Source organism: Brevibacillus borstelensis (assembly GCF_003710865.1).
GTDB classification, from domain to species: Bacteria; Bacillota; Bacilli; order Brevibacillales; family Brevibacillaceae; genus Brevibacillus; species Brevibacillus borstelensis.
In genome coordinates this window covers 22,783-42,828 of the sequence record NZ_RHHO01000069.1, presented here as the reverse complement: position 1 = coordinate 42,828, position 20,046 = coordinate 22,783, and the positions used below count along the sequence as shown (strand labels likewise).

Here is a 20,046-nt window from a genome sequence, read left to right as displayed (position 1 = left end):
AACGGGATTATTCAACAAACGGGGCTTATTCAACTAACAATTGCCGATATCTCGGTTCGGTTCCTTGCATCCTCATGTTCCAACCACACCCGTCGTGCCATTATGGCTGTTCATCGATCACTTTCAGATCACAGCATTTTTTGGCATCGTACTTCACTTTGACAAACAGCGTATCCGTATCATTTCCCCGGATAAAGGTCGTTTTCAGCGTCCTTTTCGTATTGCCGCGACTTTCCTCGAAAATATAGGATACAGAGACATCCTTGTACCCCTTTACAGAATAGTATATATACCCTTCCATGTCATACATCTGCACCGCATCGGATGAACGATCCAAACGCTTCAGCCATTCATTTACTTCTATCCGATGCTGCGGCTCAATCGATTCTTGCCCGAACGCTACTGTAAAAGGCGGCTTCTCCTCGCAGCCGGTGAGAAAAAGCAAAAGCGCTGCAGGGAGGATTGCCTTTTTCCTGTACATCCAATCACTTCCAAATTGAGTCAATATTTTCTCCATCTTAACAAGGAAGGATTGGGAGCACAAGTCATTTTCAATAAGCCCGCTTGCGCAGCAGATCTACTCCGAAACCGAGAATGCTGCCGACAACAGCAGGCACCACCCAACCGGCTCCCTCCGAATACAGGGGAAGGCTGGCCAGCAAGAAGTCCATACTGCGCGGCAAAAGCATCGTATTGACCAGATCGAGAAGCCCGTAGACTACAACGAGTCCGACTGCCGTTACATACAGATGAGATCGCGGAGAAAGCAGCGGCTCGGCGAGCGCGAAGAGGATCAACACGATCGCGACCGGATAGATGGCGCCCAGAATCGGCACTGAAATCTTCAGGATCAGCGTCAACCCCATGTTCGCGATCAGCATGCTCACGATACAGAGCAGGCCAACCCACCCGCGATAGGAAATGCGCGGAAACAGCCCGGAAAAGTACTGGCTGCACGAGGTCACGAGTCCAATGGAAACGCAGAGACAAGCGACCGTAAAGATGACCCCAAGCAGGAGAATGCCGGAGGAGCCAAATAAATGCCCCATCACATTGGTCAGAAGCTGTGCGCCGTTCTCTGCCTTGCCCAAAAATGCGTGAGTAGAGCCGATAGCACCCAGCATCAAATAGATGACGGCCAGCAAAATTCCCGCCCCCGTGCCTGCGGCCATCATGTAACCGGACAGTCGGCCAGGCTCTGTGACTCCCTTGGACCGAAGCGTATTGGATACGACAATGCCGAATACAAGCGCCGCCAGTGCGTCCATCGTCAAATATCCGTCGAGAAAGCCTTGCATCACAGGGTGAGCAGCGTACGCCCCTTCCGCTTGCACAAGCCCCCCTTTTGGACCAAAGAGACTTTTTACGAAGATCAACGAGAGCAGAATCAAGAGCGCTGGTGTCATCAGCTTGCCAAACCGGTCAACCAGTTTGGACGGAGACAGACTAAACCAAAAGACCAGCCCGAAAAATACAAGGGTATACAGGGCAAGTCCCACGGGCTGTGTCGCTGCGGTTTGCGGCAAAAAAGGCAGCATGCCCATCTCATAAGCCAGACTTCCCGCCCGCGGAATGGCCAGTCCCGGTCCAATCGAGACGTAAATAAGCAGTGGAAACAAGCTTGCAAAAGCAGGGTGAACCCGTTTGGCCAACTCGTAAAAGCTCCCCGCCTTGGCGATGGCTGCCACGCCCAGAATCGGCAGTCCGACTGCTGACAAAATAAAGCCGGCAAGAGAAAGCCCTACCTGATCACCGGCAGACTGACCCAGAAATGGCGGAAAGATGAGGTTGCCCGCACCAAAAAACATGGAAAACAACATGAGACTTATGAGGACGATTTCTTTTTTGGACAGCGCATTCATCTTTTCGGTTGTTCCCTCCTAGCTGTAATGGAGGGATTGTATCAGCTTTTTCAAAGCGAATCTAGTGACAGGGAGGTATTCGTAATGTTAAATAAAGTATGCTGTTTCACTATATTTTGAACTTTCATAAAGGAAAGGTACCAGGAGCAGATCGCATCTCCTTACTCGTCCCTTCCCGTCCAAAGAGGAATCACCGGCTTCCAATTGTATCCAGCTCTGTTATCCTTATAGAAAGCCTTTCGATTGCAGCCCAACATGACGTATCCGGGGTGATATGCTGGAATGTGGCCTATTATCGGATTTTTCTTGCTTGCATGTATTGCGGTGGTCGTTTACATCGTGGTAGAGAGCAGCATTGAGCGTCATGTTGAAAGCATCCTCACTGCCACAATCCTGAAGCTGCTCGTGCTGTTTCTGATCGGCATGGCTATTTACAAGACATTGCCGAATTTGGGGGACGTGTTCGCTCCTTAGGCTTTACCCAAAAGACAGTCAGCCTGAGGACTTTGCTTTTGGAGATTTTGAAACAGGGTGGATGTATGGGGAATTGGCGGACCTATTCGTTGATGCTTTGCGGTATTGGTGTATCTTATTTGGGCAATTGGATTTATTTGGTTGCCTTGAATATTTTCATCTTGGACATGACGGGTTCAGCTGCAGCGGTAGCAGGTATATATATCGTTGGACCGGTGGCAAGGCTGCTGACTCAATTCTGGGCGGGCTCTCTGATTGATCGGGTCAATAGACGGAAGCTCATGATCTATTCGGATGTGGCTCGGGGCGCTCTCGTTCTTTTGATTCCATTGCTGTCTTCTGTTTGGGTTGTTTACGTCATTCTGTTCATTGCGAATGTGGCGGGCTCCTTCTTTGGCCCAAGCTCGACGTATTACGTGACAAAGCTGGTTACACCCGAAGAGCGCAGGCGTTTTAACTCAATCATGAGCATGCTGAATGCCGGCGCCTTCCTCATCGGGCCCGCCATTGCCGGAGTCCTGATTGCTACCACAGGAACGAGTTTGTGCATTTTCATAAACGGCATTACGTTCTTTTTTTGTGCGGCTTTGATTGCCCTTCTGCCTGATGTTTCCGACGAGGCTTTGCAACGACGCCAGCCTCTTTCATGGAACATGATCGTAAATGACTGGCGTATCGTTCAAGCGTTTGTTTTGCATGATCGTTATTTCTTGCGGATTTATCTGCTTTTCCAGATGGCCATGATGATTGCGTTTGCCCTTGATTCTCAGGAGGTCACCTTTCTGAAGCAGCAATTGTCCTTAACCGACAAGCTGTATGGTGTGATCGTGAGCATCGCTGGCGTTGGTTCGATTGCAGGAGCGATAACAGCCACAGCTACAACGAAAAAATTTTCGCTGCAAGCGTACTTAGCCGTCGGCATGCTGCTCACCACGATCGGCTACACCATGTTTTACGGGTCCTTCAGCTTTTTGACTGCCGCGATCAGCTTTTTGATTTTAGGTTTTTTTATGTCTTTTGCAAATGCAGGCTATCAAACGTTTTACCAAAACAACGTTCCGGCAGACATGATGGGACGATTCGGCAGCTTGGCAGGGATGTTTCAAAGCATTGTCCAGATTGTATGCACATTTCTTTTAGGCATCGCCTCCGAAACGTTCGACCTGCAATCGGTGTCCCTGCTCTTTTCTTTTATATCCGTCGTTCTTTCCGTTGTTTTGCTGCTGAATGTGTTCAAGAAATCCAAACAAGCCTATTACGCGGAAAGCAAAACGGAAGAAAGACATTTGCAGGAAGGCTGCTAAGTCTCGAGGCCCATTGCCATGACCGCGATGCCCGATTCTTCCAGAGTCGCACGGATGCGCTTTGCAAATTCCACGGCATGCTGGCCGTCCCCATGTATACAGACGGTTTCCGCAACGATTTCTTTGTCCACGGCTTGTCTCGTGGCTACCTTCCCTTCTTTGATCATCCGGATCACCTGGGAAACCGCCTTTTCTTCATCTGTGATGAGCGCATCCGGCTGCGACCGGGGAGTGAGGGTTCCATCGTGCTGGTACGTCCGGTCGGCAAACACTTCATTTTTTACGCGCAATCCCGCTTGGAGACCTTTTTCGATGAGATGGCTTCCCGCCAGTCCGACCAAAAACAGCTCGGGATTGACCCGGTAGACTGCTTCCGCGATCGCCTCTGCCAGCTCCGGATCGACGGCAGCCATATTGTACAGTGCGCCGTGCGGCTTTACATGCTGCATGCTACCGCCTTCTGCACGGATAAATGCCTCCAGGGCGCCGACTTGATAGACAACGTACTCATAAGCTTCTGCAGGGGTAATGGACATATTCCTTCTGCCAAAGCCGATCAGATCCGGCAAACCGGGATGGGCCCCTACCGCCACCTTTTTGTCCAGCGCTGCTATCACGGTTTTTCGCATGGTTGCCGGATCGCCGGCATGAAAGCCGCAAGCGATATTGGCCGAAGTGATGTAGGGCAAGATCTGCTCATCGTTCCCGATGCTATACGCGCCGAAGCCCTCTCCCATGTCACAGTTCAAGTCAATGCGAAACGTCATTTTCTCCAGCCTCCTACTCATATTTCAGTTGCATGCCCAGCCGCGCCTGGCGGATTAGCTGTTCCCGCTCAATCAAAAGCCGCTCGGCCTCCTGATGGCCAATCTCCCGGAAACGGATCGCATCCCCGGGCTTTGTTTGAACGATCAACGGCAGATCGACACTGATAATCTGGGCAATCTTGGGGTAGCCCCCGGTCGTTTGCCTGTCTGCCAACAGAACGATCGGATTGCCTTCAGCCGGAACCTGCACAGTACCGAACGTAACTGCTTCGGAAACGAGCTCTCTGCTCTTGTCAATCCGCTCCAGAAGGGGACCATCCAGGCGATAGCCCATGCGATCCGATTGGGGACTTACGCGATAAGCTTGCTGGAAAAACGCTTCCCGGCTCTCCCTGGTAAACCAGTCAAATTGATTCCCTTTCACGACGCGGACGATAGGCTGCTCGTGGTAGCGGGGCATGAGTTCCGAGGCAATCCCCCAATCCGGCGCATAAAAGGAAGCCACCCGGGCTTGTTTTCGCAAAAAATCGTACAGCTTCTTGGCTTGGGGTCCGGGCTTATCTGCTTTCAGTTCGTCTCCCTTTTGCAATGCCCGCCCTTCATAACCGCCTATTCCTGCTCTGACATACGTAGACCGGCTGTTCATTACGAGCGGGATTTGAAAGCCTCCTGCTATCGCTACATATGTTCTGGCCCCGTGCTGGCTGACGCCAAACTGTATGACCGTCCCAGCCTTGACCCATACAGGCTTCCATCGCGGCAGCGGTTGGCCGTCAGCAATCGCTTTCATGTCTGCTCCGCAAATCGCGAGCAGCGTATCTTCTGTCACTTCCCACGTATCGCCCTTCATCGTCATCTCCAAGGTGGCCTCTGACCCTTCATTGCCAACCAGCAAATTTGCCATCCTGTGTGCAAACGTGTCCATTACGCCCCCGACGATCACGCCATGCTTCTGAAAGCCGACTCTCCCTCCATCCTGCACCGTGGTAAGCAGTCCGGGACGAATCACTCTGAGACTCATGCCTCCCCCTCCTTATACGCTTCGTACTCTTCTGCCGTGATCGGAACAAAGCGCACGCGATCTCCTGCCTTCAAATAACTCGGGGGATTGTGCTCCGGACGGAACAAGCTTATCGGTGTCCGCCCGATTATCTGCCAGCCTCCCGGCGTTTCCAGCGAGTAAACTCCCGTTTGTTCGCCTGCGATGCCGACCGAGCCTTTCGGGATTTTTAGCCGCGGGCTCGTCTTGCGCGGGGTAGCGATTTTTTCCGACAACCCGCCGATATAAGGGAAGCCCGGAGCAAACCCGATCATGAATACATGATAGTCTCCCTCCGAATGAATCCGGATCACTTCTTCCTCGCTCATCTGGTGATAAGCGGCTACCTCGGAAAGATCGGGACCCATTTCACCTCCGTAGAGAACAGGTATCTCCACGGTATTTCCGGCGGCAGGCGGCTGATCCGATAATTGCTTCAAGGCGGCTTCGAGGAACAAACGCAGCTTTTCATACGGTGAAATGATCGGTTCGTTCGCGGAGAAATCCGTTTTTCGCTGTTCGTAAAGCGATACCGGATCGTAAAAGATTGTCACGGTCGTAAAAGCAGGGATGTATTCGACCATTCCCGGAACAGGATGCTGGTCCAGCCATGCGGCAAATTGTCTCACCTTTTCGTGAGTTGTCCGGTCAATCACTGTGCCAAAGCGAATGATGAGGGCTTGATCTCCCATCGGTTCCATTTGAATGTCTTTCATTGCATGGCTCCCCTCCCGCACCTTCTGTCATTCCAGCCCAGCTTCCTTGATATGGCTTGTGCGGCTTCGATTACTTTTTGGGCCAACAGCTGTATCTGTCCTTCCTTGTACCGGCTGGTCGGCCCGACAATACTGATCCCTGCGATCACACTGCCGCTATGGTCGTAAATCGGTGCGGCTACCGCTGACGTATCGTTGTACAGTTCGGAGTGGCTGACAGTATAACCGTTTTGCCTTGACTCAGACAGCACACGGCGAAGCACGTCGATGTCGGTAATCGTACAATCCGCGACCGGCTGCAGCTTTACACGCGACAAGTATTTTTCCTGCTCTTCGTCGGGCAAAAAAGCGAGCAGAACTCGGGGACAGGCCCCTGCGTACAGCGGAGCCCGCCGTCCGATCGCTGTGTATACCCGGATCGGCTCTTTGGTGTCTACCTTTTCCACATAAGTTGCTTCTTCGCCGTCCCGGATAATCAGGTTGACGGCTTCGCCAATTTCTTCGTTTAACCGTACCATGACAGGCAGGGCTTCCCGGCGGATATCCATCCGTTCTGAAACAGCTTGTCCGTATTGCAGAAACCCAAGTCCCAATTCATACGCTCCCACATCCGTCCGCTTCAGCAGGCCTCCCTCTTCCAGAGACATCAGCATCCGGTATACAGAGGTTTTGGGCTGTCCGGACAGATGGACTGCCTCCAGCAGCGTCAACTGTGGGTGATCAAGAAACAATTGAAGCAGCTCTAGTGCTTTCAGAACCGTTTTATTGGTTTCGGACAAAGCGATCTCTCCGTTCCGAATATCGGAATTGCATTCCGTTTTTGTATGTACTCCTCATTATAACCAAGACCTCTTTAAAATGACAATCTTGAATGTTCTGTTTATTTCTTAAATAAAGAGGCCGACCACTTGTCCGTGGCAGTGACAAGTGGTCGGCTTCTACCTGCTGAACTTGACGATTCGTCGATAGGCCCGGAGGTCTGGAAGCTTTCGGAACAGCGACAGCGACGGTCGAAAGTTCGCTTCGATGATCCACGGTTTCCCAGTTGTATCAATCCCCAAGTCGAGCCCAACTTTCCTGAGAGTGGGGTATTTTTTTCCCAAGCATTCGCCAGTCATCTGGGCCACGTATTTGATCTCCTCTAACAAATCCGGGGACACATCGACATTTGATTGGGCGAGAGCGACCGTCAGCGGCAAAACTTTGCCTCTGCTTCGGGCGATGTTTGTGACGATAAATCCCGGGCCTGCCAGCTTGGCGAGAAACCCGGTCACGACCCAGGGCCTTCCTTTGGTTCGTTGGATCATCACCCTTATATCAAAGGGACGTCCGTTGATCCTCCCCAGGCGAAGATACGGCTGGATCAAGTATGGCTTCGGCCTGAACAAGGAACGTACATACTTGACCGTTGCCTCCTCCCCTTTGACAACCCTGCGCCCGTTTCCGGCATGAACCTGGTAACGAGAATCGCCCAGAGATGTAACCTTGATTATCCCAGCTCCACCGCCGCCACCTGAAGGCTTTAATATGACAGATCGATATTTTTCCAAATGCCTCCAAAGGGCCTCCGGTTCAAACAGGACCGTATCTGGGAGGAATTCCCACAGACGCTCATCCTGTCTCATCACCAGGTGTTTGCTCCATTTTCCAACATTCGGCGCTTTTATGTGGCATTCTCTCCATTCGTAATAAGATGATGTTCCTCGATCCTGGTAATGCGATTTTCCGAATCGACAAACACGACACGAGGAATTAGCTGGCTGGCTTCTTCTTCCGTATACATGCCCATGCTCAGTATGATGACAATGTCCCCCGGCTGAAATAAATGGGCAGGCGGACCGTTCAGGCATATTTTCCCGGAGCCTTCAGGTGCAGGGAGTGCGTAGGTTTTCCAGCGGGTAGCGTTGCGTAGGCTCGTGATTTGCACGATCTCGTAAGGCAGGATGTTTGCTTCCTTCATGAGCAAGCTGTCAATCGTAATGCTCCCGACATAATCAAGCTCTGCCTGTGTAACGGTTGCCCTATGAATCTTTCCTTTGCACATATGTCTTTGCATCCGGCATCTCCTTTCCAAACACCACTGACACCAGTCTATGAGGGACCTTTTGTCCTTGTTATTGGATGCGTGCGTCTTCCAGCTCGACACCCCATGTACTGCCAAGCGCCGCAAGCTCACAAACGACTGTGTCGGGGAGCGGAACTCCGCTGACCTGCCTTTCTTTTGCCGTTCGCCACTCCCATTCGCCGGGAATCAGAATCTCCTCTCTTCCTTCCGCCTTGGGCTCCGCTTTGATCTGCTGAATATACTGATCCATCCTTTGTTGAAAGAGGGGCAGCGGCATGAAGCTCTCAATTTGAAGGGCCCAAAAAAAATGCCCTACATTTTGCGGATGCTCATCGTTATCGTACAAGCTGTGCACACCCGGACCATATCCCGCCCCCGCCAAAAGGCCGCATAAAATATCAACGAACATGGCGATGCCATAACCCTTGGCGCCACCGATGGGAAGAAGCGCTCCGCGCAAGGCCTCTGCCGGGTCTGTCGTATCCCGTCCACGTTCATCGATCGCCCAGCCCTTGGGAATGGCTTCGCCCTTTTTCCGCGCCAGAGCAATTTTCCCGCGAGCAGCTACCGTTGTCGCCATATCGAGCAGGAATGGAGGGGCTGAACCCGCCGGAATGCCTGCTGCAATCGGATTGGAGCCAAAAAAAGGGCGAATTCCTCCAGTCGGAGCCATCGTCTGTGGAGCGTTGGACATGACGAAGAGAATCATCCCTTTTTGAATCGCTTGTTCAGCATAGTAAGAACAGGCTCCAAAGTGGTTGGAACACCTGACCCCGACGATGGCCGTTCCATTCTTCCCGGCTATTTCGATAGCTGTCTGCAAAGCGGCCTCTCCGACAACCGCTCCCAAATGGTTCATTCCGTCGACGACAGCCGTGGCCCCCGCTTTTCTCAAAATGACGGGAGCCTTGCTGAAATCGATCAATCCGGCTGAAATCCGTTCCACATAAACAGGCATGCGCGCAAGTCCGTGAGAGTGGACACCGCGCAGGTCGGCGTGGACGAGCGAACGGGCGACAGTCTCCGCATCCCGCGTGGAAACTCCCGCCCGAACAAAAATCGCTGTTGCAAACTGCTCTAACCGTTTCCAATCGTATCGATTCGGACACACCACTCCCACGCCCTCTCTTTGCTTCGGTTTCATTCTGGCCCTGCCCAGTCTGAATATAGATATGACAACCGAAAGCAGCCCGGCACGGCATAGGCCTATTTGCGAAACAGCAAAAAACCAGCCCATGAACGGGCTGGTTTGGAGCTTATTTGTCCTCATAGGAGGCAAGTGCTGACACGATCCGATCCTGGATCGCCGTCATATACTCGCTCTTGGGTGCGTATCCGTTTATCACGATGGAGAAGACGAGCTTTTGTCCGTCCTTCGTTTGGACATAGCCGGACAGACTGCTCACTCCAGTCAGTGTTCCCGTTTTTGCACGGGCATTGTTTTCGGCGGCCGTTCCCTTCATGCGATTTTTCAGCGTACCATCTACGCCGGCTATCGGGAGAGAGTCGAGGTATTCCTGATAGGCAGCATGCTTCGTCATCCCCTCCAGAACATCTGCGATATGGCGGGCGGAGATCAGATTGTAGCGTGTCAAACCGGAGCCGTCAACCATGTCAAAGTTCGTTTCAACCCCCAATGTCGAAAGAGTCTCCTGTACGACCTCCACGCCTGCTGACGAGCTTCCTTCCCCCCGTTTCACCGCTCCCAGTGTCTTCAACAGCATTTCCGCATAAAAGTTGTCGCTCTTCTTGTTCAGATAGGAAACGATCTCCGATAACGGCTCGGAAGTGAACTCGGTCCATTTGACTGCCTGTTGGGGCACTGTTCCGACGCTGACCGTGCTGTTCCCCGAGAAGGAGATTCCCGCGTTTTCGAGTGTCTCTCGAAGCACAGTCCCTGCATACAATGCCGGATCTTCAACAGGAACGCGCTCGTAATCGGGAGCCGTCCCCAAAGGAAGATTGCCCGTCACCCGGATCGTGTTGGTCCCGCGGTCCCTTTCGATGGCAAAGGTGTTTTCCTGACCGGAGTTCACCGTTTTTGCCTCGTTTATCACATTTGCATACTTCGTTTTGGGCAGCAGGTTGATCGGTACCGGGTCACCCGCGCGAACGGCTGGCTGGAATTCGATCATGACTGTTCCGCGGTTCAATGCCAACGCACCCAATAGCGGATTGTAGTAGTAGCTTTCATCGTCCCACGACCAGCCAAGGCCAAGCCGCTCTTGATCAAAGTAGCTCTCGTCGAGAATGAGATTGCCGTTGATCCGTTTGATTCCCTGTTCCTTCAGCCAGGCAGCGATTTCCTCCATCGATACGCCCTCTTGCACCTTCAGATTGTCTTCTGTATGAAGAGTCGGATCGCCGTAGCCCTTGAGGTAGAGATCGCCTTGGTACACCCCGTTTTTCGGAAGCGGAGTGGATCCGTACATTTCTGTTTTGAACTGATAGTCTTTGCCAAGCTGTGCCAGTGCTGTCGCTGTCGTCAGCAGCTTGAGATTGGAAGCCGGGGTCAACAGCGTGTCTGCCTCGTGCTCATACCAGATCGCTTCCCCCTGCTCCTGATCCAAAGCCTTGACGACAATCCCTGCAGTAATCCCGGATGCATCCGCTTCCTCGGCGATCGGGTCAAGCAATGCGGAAAGCTTGTAGGCGTCAGGCACTGCCGGTTTGTACCCGTCAGGAGCCTTGATGTCCGGATAGGAGGCCAGCAGTACCGCTACCTTGTCCTGCAAATCCCGCGCATATTTGGATTTGTAAATCCCGTTGATCAAGATGGAGAAAGCGAGCTTGTTTCCATTTTTCGCAGTGGCGTATCCGGACAAGCTGTTTACGCCGCCCATGGAGCCCGTTTTCGCGATGACCATCTTTTCTGCCGGTGTGCCTTTCAAGCGATTTTTCAAGGTTCCGTCGACACCTGCTATTGGCAGTGACTTCTCCAGTGCATCCCTGTATTCCTGATCCTGCACAAACGTAAGCAATTTCACCATTTGATTTGCCGTGATCCAGTTAAAACGGGAAAGTCCGGAGCCGTCCTTTTGCACATACCCGGCCTCGACACCGGCTCGTTTCAATACGTCCGCGACCACCTCGCTTCCCGCTTCCGCCGATCCCTCCCCCTTTTCTGTTGCTCCAAGTGTCTTGAGGAGCATTTCGGCATAAAAATTGTCGCTGTCCTTGTTTAGCTCCACCAAAATCTCGGAGAAAGGCTTGGACAGATGCGTATACAAAGGAGTGCCAGTGGAAAGCGTCGTTTTCTCCACGCTTGCCTGCGGGTGAAGCTTGATGCCGCTCGCGGTCAAACGCTGCTTCCAAATGTCCGCAACGTACAGGGCAGGGTCCTCCATCGTGACATCCTCTTGATAAGGAGCTGCCTCTACACCAATCGTTCCGCTGAAGATGATCGTGTTTTTGCCGCGCGGACGCTGGACGGAAATATCACTGTCCTTGCCGGCAACCGTCTGCAATTGATTTACGACCTGCACATACTCGGTGGCTGGCTCCATGGTGAGGACCGGCGTGTCTCCCGCTTTTTTCCCTGGCTCCACCGTGATCGTCAGCATGTTTTTATGTACTGCCAAGGCGCTTAGCTGGGCGCTGTACCCATACACCTCATCATCCCACATCCAGCCGTAGCCAAGCCGAGTCGGGTCAAAATAGCTTTCATCCACCAGCAATTTTCCGTTTACCTGCTTGATCCCTTTTTCTTTCAGGGCAGCCGCGATGGCTTGCAGATCTGCGACAGTGAGACTGGGATCACCGAAGCCCTTCAGGATCAAATCTCCGTTTAAAACCCCGCCGCCACTTACCTTACCTGTGGCGTACACCTCTGTTTTCCACTGATAATCCGGTCCCAGCTTGTCTAAACCGGCAATAGTGGTAAACAGCTTCATGTTGGAGGCAGGCACATACGTTCTGTCCGCGTTATGCCCGTACAAAACTTTTTCATCTGTCAAATCATATACCGCTATTCCCGCGTGCAAGCCGATGCTGTTGGGGTTTTTGTCCAGCTCGGATATCGCCTGCTCGATATTTGCTGCAAGCGCTTCCGAGGTACCTGTCGTGTCCTGAGCCAGGGCGGGAACCGCTGCCAACTGAAAGACGAGCAGCATGAGCATAATCCAGCAGCCAGTGCGTTTGAGCAGTCGTTTCATAATACCCTCCTTGTCCTATTCTGTTGCCATGGTGCCGATTCTAGAAGCAGTCCCCATTATCTTATCACTTTGCATCCATTTTCGGAATATTACCACAATAATATGTATGAAAGAAGCCCCGTTTTTTCTTTTTCTCCAGAATAAGGGCTGGCTTGTCGATCATACTAAAAAGGATTTTTACATAATTTAGGAGGTTTCTTCTATGTGGAAAAAAGGAACCCTGCTCCTGCTGGTCTTCATCTTCATTGCCATGCCTGTGTCGGCAACCCCGGAAATTGCCGACTTGCAGGTAGATCAAACCCGGATGAAAGACTGGAAGGAATTGATCCTGCACTGTGATCTGATCGTGGTTGGACTGACAGATGCCCGCCACCAAAAGTACCCGACAGCGAAGCGCATTTCCGCTGGTCAATTGGTGAATTATGTGCAAGACGTCCAGATTGAACGCACGCTCCACGGTTCCGCATCTCGTCGGGTGAAGCTCCTCAGTACCGGCGTCGAGCCTCTCCCTGATGCCTCTGATCCCGCAAACCTTCAATACCCTGGTCCGCTTGGAGAGGGACAGTACCTTTTGTTTCTGAAAAAAGTGAACTGGACTGACATGTACAGCATTGTGGGGCTGTGGCAGGGAGTCTATCCGCTTTACGATGGCAAGACCGTCAGTTTGCGCGGGCAAGGGTTTCCGGAACTGAATCAGTTATCGATCCGCGATGTAGCGGATAAAATCAGAAGTGTCCGCAGATCATCCGGCAGATGAATTTCCGCCCATTGTTGCTGTAATTATGGACTTGGGGATAGGACACCACCAGACCTCCTCTTGCCAAATAGGCTGTCTCCCCTTCAAAAACGGGTGATATGTCCGTGAGTTGTTCCGTGTGCTCCGAATAGGATATACGGCTGTTATTGATATATCCGAATCGGGGAGGTATGCAGGGCTTGCGCATATTGGTGATCTTGCCAGAGCAGCTGCCTGTACCGCCAATCAAAGGCGGCTCTGTTGAAACCTGCACGTACAACATTTTCAAGCGGATGGCACGTACCGATCAGGTGGTCATGATCAGCCGTGCCCATCCGAGGCTGCCCTCTGTCAGCCGCTACCAGAACGGTCGGCTTACCATTATTCGCATTCCCCACGGGGACAGGCGGCGCTATATACATTCTGCCTTGAAAAAGGTAGCCGGCCAATCGTTTGACATTATCCAAATCGAAAATCGTCCTCGTTTCGTTTCACATGTCCGCCGCCAGTTTCCACGAACTGCAATCATCCTGTCGCTTCATTCACTCACATTCATGTCCAGCCTCTCCCGCAGCCAAGCGGACCGGATTCTTCGCCAAGTAAACGGTGTGACTTCGGTTGTCTCCTTTGTCACAAGGACCATGCAGCACCGTTATCCTCGCCATGCCCGCAAATTTCGAACAGCCATACTGGGGGTGGACACCTCCAAATTTCGCCCATGGTCGGCCTCTGCCAAAATGGAGCTGCGCAGCCGCTGGGAACTTGCCGATACCTACAACATCCTCTTTGTCGGCCGCATTGTCCGTGGAAAAGGATTGCATACGCTTGTCCGTGCCGTTTCCCTCCTGAAAGAACGGATTCCTCACGCCAAGCTCGTCGCTGTAGGGGCTTCCTGGCCGGGAGTCAGCAGCCAAACGCCCTATATGCGCCAGGTTCGGCAATTGTCAGAGCTCCTTGGGGTTCCGATCCGTTTTACCGGTTACATTCCACCCTCGCGCATCCATGAAATGTTTCAGCTTGGCGATGTTTTTGTCTGCCCTACGCTGTTCCGGGAGGGCTTCGCCACGGTCAACTCGGAAGCGATGGCCTCCGGTATACCCGTAGTAGCGTCCAACCGCGGGGGAATTCGGGAAGTAATCAGGGACGGGCATAGCGGTCTTTTGGTGGATCGCTTCCAAAGTCCCGAGGCATTTGCAACCGCGATTGATCTCCTGTACAGCGACCCGGAATTGCGTAAGCGGATCGTTCTCAACGCGCGACGGAGAGTCTCGACCTCTTTTAGCTGGCACCAAACCGTGCAGAAGCTAAAGAAGCATTACCGTCTCGTCCGCCGGTAGCATAAGAGCGGAAAGCAAAAAGCCACTGCGCATGATGCGTTCAGTGGCTTTATTTTCAACAGCGGGGGAAGGGAGCGATCCGCTATTATTTGGTTACAACCAGATACATATAAATCGCTACCGACAGCGTACAAACGAGAACACTGCCAACAAAGACCCAGATGACCAGCTTATTATTCCGATCTTCACGATTGCTCATAAGTCGTCTCCTTAGCCTGAATTCCCTTTCTATTATAAAACCCCTTGTATAAAAACAAAACTCTCCCGAGGAGAGTTTTGGCATTTGTCATTATTTATTCAGATTGATCATGACTTCTTCCGGTTTGACATCTTTTGTGATCAGTTTTTCCTGTTTCATCCAATCGATCAGTGTCTGCCAGGATTCAGCCGTCTGTGTGCCAAACGGTTCACTGCCTGCATCCATCAAAGGCAGCAGGATGTCCAGACTTTTCGTTTCCACATCCTCCTCCAACGGGAACTCCTGTGCTTGCTTGGCCAACAGAGATTTCAACGCCTTCTCCTTGTTTTCCTTTACGTACGCCTGGCCTTTGGCGGCTGCACGGAGGAATGCCGCCAGCGCATCCTTCTTCTTGGCTGCCGTTTCATCGCTGGCAGCCACGACCAGCTCATAATAATCAGGCACTCCAAAGTCACTCGGCTTGATTACGTTAACGGGAACGCCGTGCTTTTCCAAGAGGACTTGCTCGTGATTGATGTAGCCGCCGACTACAGCATCCACCTTTTTCGCGGTCAATGCGGGTATGATGTCAAATCCGATGTCGGTAAAGGACAGGCCGGAGTCATCTGCCCCCGCTTGCTTCACCACTGTACGGACGATCGACTCGTCCAGCGGAACGGAAGGATAGCCGATATTTTTCCCGACAAGCTTTTCCGGTGAATCCAGACCGCTGTCTTTTCGCGTCATGATCACGTTCAGCGGGTGACGGACCAGCGCAGCAATGGAGACGACCTTTATGTCTTCCGAACGGGCTTGCACAACCTGGGGCTGATAGCTGATTGCCATATCGACCTTCCCGGCAGCAGCCATCCGCAGTGGATCATTGGTATCGGAAGGCATTTGCAGATTGACCTTCAGATTTTCTTCCTTGAAATAGCCTTGTTCTTCTGCAGCGTAGAGAAACGAGTGTACAGCGTTGGGGTACCAGTCGAGCGCAATGGTCAACTCTGTCGGCTCAGTGCCCGCAGCCGATTTAGCAGCATCTGGCTTCTCCTGATTTTCGCTCTGTGCGCCACACGCTGCCAGACTCGCAGCCAGAGAAAGCGTCAAAAGCGTTTTCGTCCATTTGTTCATGATTCTCTCCTACCTATCCTATCGTTTTTTATCTTTTCTGTTTCGCGTCTGAGGGGAAGCCCACAGCTCCAGCCTTCCTGCCAGCCAGAAGAGCAGCATACCAAGTATGGATAACAAAAGAACGGAAGCAAACAAGGCTGGCGCCTGGAAGTTGCCCGATGCCCGCCGGCCGAAATAGCCGAGACCTTCGCTCGCCCCAAGCCATTCACCGATGGTGGCACCCGACACGCTGTAGGTAGCCGCCACCTTTAAGCCGCTAAAGAAATGGGGCAGACTGGCCGGGAGCTGAAGCTTGCTGAACAACTGCCATTTGTTCGCTCCCATCGTACGCAGCAAATTCATCATTTCCCGGTCGCAGGCCTTCAGACCATCGTACGTGCTAACGACGATAGGAAAGAAGGTAAACAGGATCGTCACCGCGATTTTTCCCGTCAAATCATAGCCAAACCACAAAATGAAAACGGGTGACAGCGCGATGATGGGTATCGTTTGCGAAATGACAATGTAGGGATACACCAGACGCTCGACTGTTTTGCTGAGCGTCATGACCAGTGCAAGCGAGACCCCGAACAGGATGGAGATGAAAAGTCCCAGTCCGACTTCCCTGAGCGTCGCCCACAGATGCTGTCCTAGCAGTTGTTCCCGCAAATCCCACAGCGAGAGGAGAACCGTGCTCGGCGGCGGCAAAATGAAGGCTGGAACGGCAAGCAGTCGGCAAGCAGCCTCCCAGGCGATGAGAAGCGAGATGACGGAGACGAAAAACCATAGCCCCTTTTTCAAAGACTCCTTCACGCTTCGCTCACCTCCCCATTCGCGGCACCATGGCCTCGCAGCAGCTCCCAGATTTCTCCCCGCAGAGCGTGAAATTCCGGATCATTGCGACTGGCCAACGTTCGCGGACGGGGAACAGAAACCTGCAGCTCTACCGGCTGCCGGATCGGACTGCCCAGGAGAACGACTACCCGGTCCGCCAGCAAAATCGCCTCATCGATATCATGGGTAATAAGGAGCATCGTGCTCCCGGTCTGCTGCCACATCGAGAGCAGCCATTCCTGCATTTCCATCCGCGTAATCCCATCCAGTGCGCTAAACGGCTCGTCCAGGAGCAGCAGGTCCGCTCCGGTCATCAGGGCTCTCAGGAAAGAAACGCGCTGACGCATCCCGCCAGAGAGCTCATCTGGATAGGCGTCCTTCCATTCGGCCAGGCCAAAGCGGGGAAGCTCTTCCGCAATACGCTCGCGTATTTCACTTTTGGAAAAACCTTGTATTTCGAGCGGCAAACCGGCATTTTCAGCTACAGTCCGCCACGGCATCAGCAAATCTCGCTGCGGCATGTAGCCTACACGCCCGAGACGTTCTGCCGTTGATTTTCCATCCAGACGGATCGTCCCTGTGTCTGGCTGCAGCAGTCCCGCCGCCAATTGAAACAAGGTGCTTTTCCCAATCCCGCTCGGCCCGATCAGACTGACCAGCTCGCCCTTGCTTAGCTGCAGATCGAATCCGTCCAGTATCGGTTTTTCCCCATACGAAAAGCCGACGCCCGAAAAGGCTAGTTTTTCTCGCACGGCCACATTTCCTCCGTGTAAGCCATTTCCCAGAACAAATACTCCATGCGGGACGTGTTCAGGAAATGCTCCTCCAGAATCGCCAGCTCTTTCTCTGATTTTCCTTCAGCGAGCTCATCCATCAGGTCGATCAGCCACTGCGCCAGCTGTCCAAACTCGTCGGAGCTGTACGTACGCACCCACTCCCCGTACCATTCATGCTCAAGCGCTCCCTCTACCTCGGCGAGCCGCTTGCCGATTTCCCAGTAGCTCCAGGCGCACGGCAGTACCGCGCTGACCAGCTCGGCTAGCGAGCCCTGATGAGCTACCTTCAGCATATAGCTCGTGTAGGCAAGCATCACAAACGACGGTTTGGTCTGCTCCAGCTCCTCGCGCGTGATGCCAAAGCGTTCGGCATACTGACGATGCAAGGCCATTTCGAAATTGAGCGTCGCTTCCTGCAGCGAAGCAAACCGCGCGCTCGTCGCCAGATCATGGGCTTTTGTACTGGCGATGGCAAACATTTTGGCGTATTCGATCAAATAGACGTAGTCCTGCTTCATGTAAAAACGGAAGGACTCCACAGGCAGACTTCCATCTCCCAAGCCTGTGACAAACGGGTGACGATGGGTCCGCTCCCAGATCGGAGCAACCTTTTCCCGCAAACGATGCGTAAATGTCGACAAGTCCACTCACTCCCTTTTCGTGTTGCACCAGTCCACGAGGAACCGGGCAACTGTTTGTGCAAAGACAACCAACTGCTTCGGATCAACGGATTCATTCACAGCATGAGCATGACTCAGCTCACCCGGGCCAAAGATGACGGCTGGTATGCCGGCGTGGGCAAACCATCCTGCATCCGTGACCGAAGGAGACATGTTTACCACCGCCGGGCGTCCCGTTTGCTTTTCAAATGCAGCCTGCAGCTTGAGCAGGGCCGGATGCTCCTTGTCCAGCTCCAATGACGGAAAGATCTCTCCCCGCTCCTCGATCATGGAGCGGCCTCCCCAGCGAAAAACGGGCGGATGATCCCGCAGCCACGGATCAGCGGCGGCGGCTCTGCGGACATGGTCCTCTACTTCCCGTATGATATCCTCATGCGTCTCGTCCGGATAAAAGTGAACGGTAATCCAGAGGGCGCAGCGATCCGCGAGAAAAGCCGCATGGCGTCCGCCTTCGATGACCGCAGGATTGATCGTGCTCATCCCTGGCGGAAAACCGGGGTATGATTTCATCACGGCCCAGTGCCGTTCCAAATCCTGCAGCGAGGCAATCACCTTCATCATTTTCTCAATCGCAGATGCCCCGTGGACTTTACCGCCTGCGTGAATGATCCTGCTGCGCATCCCGTCATGGAGCGTAACCGGGCTTTCAATCGTAATCCAGCCAGTGATCACTCCGCCCTGGCCTTGCATCTGCAGATCGCTTGTGTCTACGACAAGCGCATAATCGGCCGAGTAGCCGCGCTCAATCGCAGCAAGCGTGCCGGCTTCCCCAGCTTCTTCACCGATCACGGACTGAAAGGCGAGATCGCCCTTCAGCTCTATGCCGTGCTCATGCAGCATCTGGATCGCAAACAGGCTGGCAGCGAGCGCCCCTTTCATATCGGCGACGCCGCGCCCGTACCATCTGCCGTCCCCGCCTTTGGTCAAGGCAAAAGGCGGATACGTCCAGCCGCTGTCGTCTCCGACCTCAGCTACGTCGATATGGCCGTTGATGATCAAGCTTTTGTAGTTTCTAAAGTCCGTTCCCTTCTTTACCCCCACGACGTTGTCATCGCCTGGAAAAACGGTCCAGCGGTCGACCTCGAAGCCGAGCGCTTGCAGCTTCTCTGCCACCAGCGTCTGCGCCTTGTCGCTGTTTCGGGCGGGAGGGCTTACCGTCGGCTGGGCGATCAGCTCGGAGAGAAGCGAAAACAGCTCCTCTCTACGCTCCTCAATCGCTGCTAGTACGTGCTCCACCTACTCGATCATCCCTTCAGTCGGACTGCTCGCCGATGCATACCGTTTTTTCGCGATCCGTCCGGCAAGGAAGCCTTTCCTTCCCGCTTCCACGCCCAGCTTCATCGCCTCCGCCATCAACACCGGATTGTCCGCCAGCGCGACCGCTGTATTGAGCAGGACACCGTCCGCTCCCAGCTCCATCGCCTTCGCACAGTCAGCGGGAGAACCGATGCCGGCGTCAACAATGACCGGTACTTTGGCGTCTTCGATGATGAACCGCAGATTGTTTTCGTTGATGATGCCCTGGCCTGATCCGATCGGAGAAGCTCCCGGCATGACAGCGTGAACGCCGGCCTCCTGCAGATGTTTGGCCAAAATCGGGTCGTCATTGGTATAAGTAAGCACGATAAAGCCTTCCTCTACCAAAATGCGGGAGGCTTCCAGCGTACCGATCGGATCTGGCAGCAGCGTTTTCGGATCGCCGATGACTTCCACCTTGATCATGTCGCACAAGCCGGATGCTTTCGCCAGGCGGGCAATTCGCACAGCCTCCTCAGCCGTATAGGCACCCGCCGTATTCGGAAGCAGCGTAAACTTTTTCAGATCCAATTTCTCCAGAAAATTCGGTTCATGCGGGTTTTCCAGATTTAGGCGGCGAATGGCAAAAGTCAGAATTTCTGCCTCTGATGCTGCCACCGCTTTGTCTTGTATGTCCAGATCAGGGAATTTTCCCGTCCCCAGAAGCAGCCGCGAACGAAATTCATACGGTCCGATTTTCAAAGTGTCCATCTTA

Annotated in this window: 20 protein-coding genes; 4 read left to right on the top strand and 16 right to left on the bottom strand. The window is 53.2% G+C overall.

The genetic code is table 11. From position 1 onward, the window contains the following. Nucleotides 1–100: 100 nt before the first annotated feature. Both EDM54_RS25180 and brnQ read right to left on the bottom strand, forming a co-directional pair. Nucleotides 101–481: a hypothetical protein gene (locus EDM54_RS25180; RefSeq protein WP_122959039.1), complete on the bottom strand. Its 381-nt coding sequence runs from the start codon at nucleotides 479–481 to the stop codon at nucleotides 101–103. Nucleotides 482–551: 70 nt separating this feature from the next. After that, the gene (gene brnQ / locus EDM54_RS25175) at nucleotides 552–1,862 is read right to left on the bottom strand and encodes a branched-chain amino acid transport system II carrier protein (protein ID WP_031933068.1); all 1,311 of its coding nucleotides are present in this window, start codon (nucleotides 1,860–1,862) and stop codon (nucleotides 552–554) included. A gap of 282 nt (nucleotides 1,863–2,144) precedes the next feature. On the opposite strand from brnQ, the gene EDM54_RS25170 reads away from it, so the two are divergent. Together EDM54_RS25170 and EDM54_RS25165 are read left to right on the top strand one after the other, a co-directional pair. Next, nucleotides 2,145–2,336 (top strand): hypothetical protein, encoded by a 192-nt coding sequence (locus EDM54_RS25170; protein ID WP_024983622.1) that lies wholly within the window; start codon nucleotides 2,145–2,147, stop codon nucleotides 2,334–2,336. 65 nt (nucleotides 2,337–2,401) lie between these two features. Next, complete coding sequence (locus EDM54_RS25165) at nucleotides 2,402–3,640, top strand: MFS transporter (protein WP_122959038.1); 1,239 nt, start codon at nucleotides 2,402–2,404, stop codon at nucleotides 3,638–3,640. Here EDM54_RS25165 and EDM54_RS25160 read toward each other — a convergent pair. The 8 genes from EDM54_RS25160 to dacB form a co-directional block, all read right to left on the bottom strand. Continuing rightward, nucleotides 3,637–4,407, bottom strand: a complete 771-nt coding sequence (locus tag EDM54_RS25160; RefSeq protein WP_003390477.1) for a LamB/YcsF family protein — start codon at nucleotides 4,405–4,407, stop codon at nucleotides 3,637–3,639. The genes EDM54_RS25165 and EDM54_RS25160 overlap by 4 nt on opposite strands. A gap of 13 nt (nucleotides 4,408–4,420) precedes the next feature. Next, nucleotides 4,421–5,428, bottom strand: a complete 1,008-nt coding sequence (locus EDM54_RS25155; protein ID WP_122959037.1) for a 5-oxoprolinase subunit C family protein — start codon at nucleotides 5,426–5,428, stop codon at nucleotides 4,421–4,423. Beyond that, on the bottom strand, nucleotides 5,425–6,162 hold the full coding sequence (gene pxpB / locus EDM54_RS25150) for a 5-oxoprolinase subunit PxpB (RefSeq protein ID WP_003390479.1): 738 nt from the start codon (nucleotides 6,160–6,162) through the stop codon (nucleotides 5,425–5,427). The genes EDM54_RS25155 and pxpB overlap by 4 nt, the downstream gene beginning before the upstream one ends. Further along, nucleotides 6,159–6,941: an IclR family transcriptional regulator gene (locus EDM54_RS25145; protein ID WP_122959036.1), complete on the bottom strand. Its 783-nt coding sequence runs from the start codon at nucleotides 6,939–6,941 to the stop codon at nucleotides 6,159–6,161. The genes pxpB and EDM54_RS25145 overlap by 4 nt, the downstream gene beginning before the upstream one ends. A gap of 159 nt (nucleotides 6,942–7,100) precedes the next feature. Continuing rightward, nucleotides 7,101–7,829 (bottom strand): YheC/YheD family protein, encoded by a 729-nt coding sequence (locus EDM54_RS25140; RefSeq protein ID WP_227277719.1) that lies wholly within the window; start codon nucleotides 7,827–7,829, stop codon nucleotides 7,101–7,103. Then, on the bottom strand, nucleotides 7,826–8,218 hold the full coding sequence (panD, locus tag EDM54_RS25135) for an aspartate 1-decarboxylase (RefSeq protein ID WP_003390483.1): 393 nt from the start codon (nucleotides 8,216–8,218) through the stop codon (nucleotides 7,826–7,828). The genes EDM54_RS25140 and panD overlap by 4 nt, the downstream gene beginning before the upstream one ends. A gap of 58 nt (nucleotides 8,219–8,276) precedes the next feature. Further along, nucleotides 8,277–9,371 (bottom strand): Ldh family oxidoreductase, encoded by a 1,095-nt coding sequence (locus EDM54_RS25130; RefSeq protein WP_255320344.1) that lies wholly within the window; start codon nucleotides 9,369–9,371, stop codon nucleotides 8,277–8,279. Nucleotides 9,372–9,483: 112 nt separating this feature from the next. Next, the gene (gene dacB / locus EDM54_RS25125; RefSeq protein WP_122959035.1) at nucleotides 9,484–12,381 is read right to left on the bottom strand and encodes a D-alanyl-D-alanine carboxypeptidase/D-alanyl-D-alanine endopeptidase; all 2,898 of its coding nucleotides are present in this window, start codon (nucleotides 12,379–12,381) and stop codon (nucleotides 9,484–9,486) included. A 202-nt stretch (nucleotides 12,382–12,583) separates the two neighbouring features. Here dacB and EDM54_RS25120 point away from each other — a divergent pair, with 202 nt between their 5' ends. Further along, nucleotides 12,584–13,138, top strand: coding sequence for a hypothetical protein (locus tag EDM54_RS25120; protein WP_024983627.1), 555 nt, complete (start codon nucleotides 12,584–12,586; stop codon nucleotides 13,136–13,138). Between the two features lie 170 nt (nucleotides 13,139–13,308). Further along, nucleotides 13,309–14,454, top strand: a complete 1,146-nt coding sequence (locus tag EDM54_RS25115) for a glycosyltransferase family 4 protein (protein WP_024983628.1) — start codon at nucleotides 13,309–13,311, stop codon at nucleotides 14,452–14,454. A 289-nt stretch (nucleotides 14,455–14,743) separates the two neighbouring features. On the opposite strand, the gene EDM54_RS25110 is transcribed toward EDM54_RS25115, so the two are convergent. The 6 genes from EDM54_RS25110 to EDM54_RS25085 are packed head-to-tail and all read right to left on the bottom strand — an operon-like array spanning nucleotide 14,744 to nucleotide 20,042. After that, entirely contained in the window at nucleotides 14,744–15,766 is a 1,023-nt protein-coding gene (locus EDM54_RS25110) for an ABC transporter substrate-binding protein (protein WP_122959034.1), read from the bottom strand. An 18-nt stretch (nucleotides 15,767–15,784) separates the two neighbouring features. Further along, the gene (locus tag EDM54_RS25105; protein WP_024983630.1) at nucleotides 15,785–16,546 is read right to left on the bottom strand and encodes an ABC transporter permease; all 762 of its coding nucleotides are present in this window, start codon (nucleotides 16,544–16,546) and stop codon (nucleotides 15,785–15,787) included. 8 nt (nucleotides 16,547–16,554) lie between these two features. Beyond that, the gene (locus EDM54_RS25100; protein WP_003390491.1) at nucleotides 16,555–17,331 is read right to left on the bottom strand and encodes an ABC transporter ATP-binding protein; all 777 of its coding nucleotides are present in this window, start codon (nucleotides 17,329–17,331) and stop codon (nucleotides 16,555–16,557) included. Further along, nucleotides 17,316–17,996 carry a thiaminase II gene (tenA, locus tag EDM54_RS25095; RefSeq protein WP_003390492.1) on the bottom strand — a complete coding sequence of 227 codons (681 nt, stop codon included), beginning with the start codon at nucleotides 17,994–17,996 and terminating at the stop codon, nucleotides 17,316–17,318. Before tenA ends, EDM54_RS25100 begins: the two co-directional genes overlap by 16 nt. Before the next feature lie 6 nt (nucleotides 17,997–18,002). Continuing rightward, the gene (locus EDM54_RS25090; RefSeq protein WP_003390493.1) at nucleotides 18,003–19,271 is read right to left on the bottom strand and encodes an acetylornithine deacetylase; all 1,269 of its coding nucleotides are present in this window, start codon (nucleotides 19,269–19,271) and stop codon (nucleotides 18,003–18,005) included. Further along, the gene (locus EDM54_RS25085; protein WP_024983633.1) at nucleotides 19,272–20,042 is read right to left on the bottom strand and encodes a thiazole synthase; all 771 of its coding nucleotides are present in this window, start codon (nucleotides 20,040–20,042) and stop codon (nucleotides 19,272–19,274) included. Between the last annotated feature and the right edge of the window lie 4 nt (nucleotides 20,043–20,046).

Coding starts and splice junctions, on each gene's coding strand:
- EDM54_RS25180 (WP_122959039.1), bottom strand. CDS start 481: ATGTACAGGAAAAAGGCAATCCTCCCTGCAGCGCTTTTGCTTTTTCTC.
- brnQ (WP_031933068.1), bottom strand. CDS start 1,862: ATGAATGCGCTGTCCAAAAAAGAAATCGTCCTCATAAGTCTCATGTTG.
- EDM54_RS25170 (WP_024983622.1), top strand. CDS start 2,145: ATGTGGCCTATTATCGGATTTTTCTTGCTTGCATGTATTGCGGTGGTC.
- EDM54_RS25165 (WP_122959038.1), top strand. CDS start 2,402: ATGGGGAATTGGCGGACCTATTCGTTGATGCTTTGCGGTATTGGTGTA.
- EDM54_RS25160 (WP_003390477.1), bottom strand. CDS start 4,407: ATGACGTTTCGCATTGACTTGAACTGTGACATGGGAGAGGGCTTCGGC.
- EDM54_RS25155 (WP_122959037.1), bottom strand. CDS start 5,428: ATGAGTCTCAGAGTGATTCGTCCCGGACTGCTTACCACGGTGCAGGAT.
- pxpB (WP_003390479.1), bottom strand. CDS start 6,162: ATGAAAGACATTCAAATGGAACCGATGGGAGATCAAGCCCTCATCATT.
- panD (WP_003390483.1), bottom strand. CDS start 8,218: ATGCAAAGACATATGTGCAAAGGAAAGATTCATAGGGCAACCGTTACA.
- EDM54_RS25130 (WP_255320344.1), bottom strand. CDS start 9,371: ATGAAACCGAAGCAAAGAGAGGGCGTGGGAGTGGTGTGTCCGAATCGA.
- dacB (WP_122959035.1), bottom strand. CDS start 12,381: ATGAAACGACTGCTCAAACGCACTGGCTGCTGGATTATGCTCATGCTG.
- EDM54_RS25120 (WP_024983627.1), top strand. CDS start 12,584: ATGTGGAAAAAAGGAACCCTGCTCCTGCTGGTCTTCATCTTCATTGCC.
- EDM54_RS25115 (WP_024983628.1), top strand. CDS start 13,309: ATGCAGGGCTTGCGCATATTGGTGATCTTGCCAGAGCAGCTGCCTGTA.
- EDM54_RS25110 (WP_122959034.1), bottom strand. CDS start 15,766: ATGAACAAATGGACGAAAACGCTTTTGACGCTTTCTCTGGCTGCGAGT.
- EDM54_RS25085 (WP_024983633.1), bottom strand. CDS start 20,042: ATGGACACTTTGAAAATCGGACCGTATGAATTTCGTTCGCGGCTGCTT.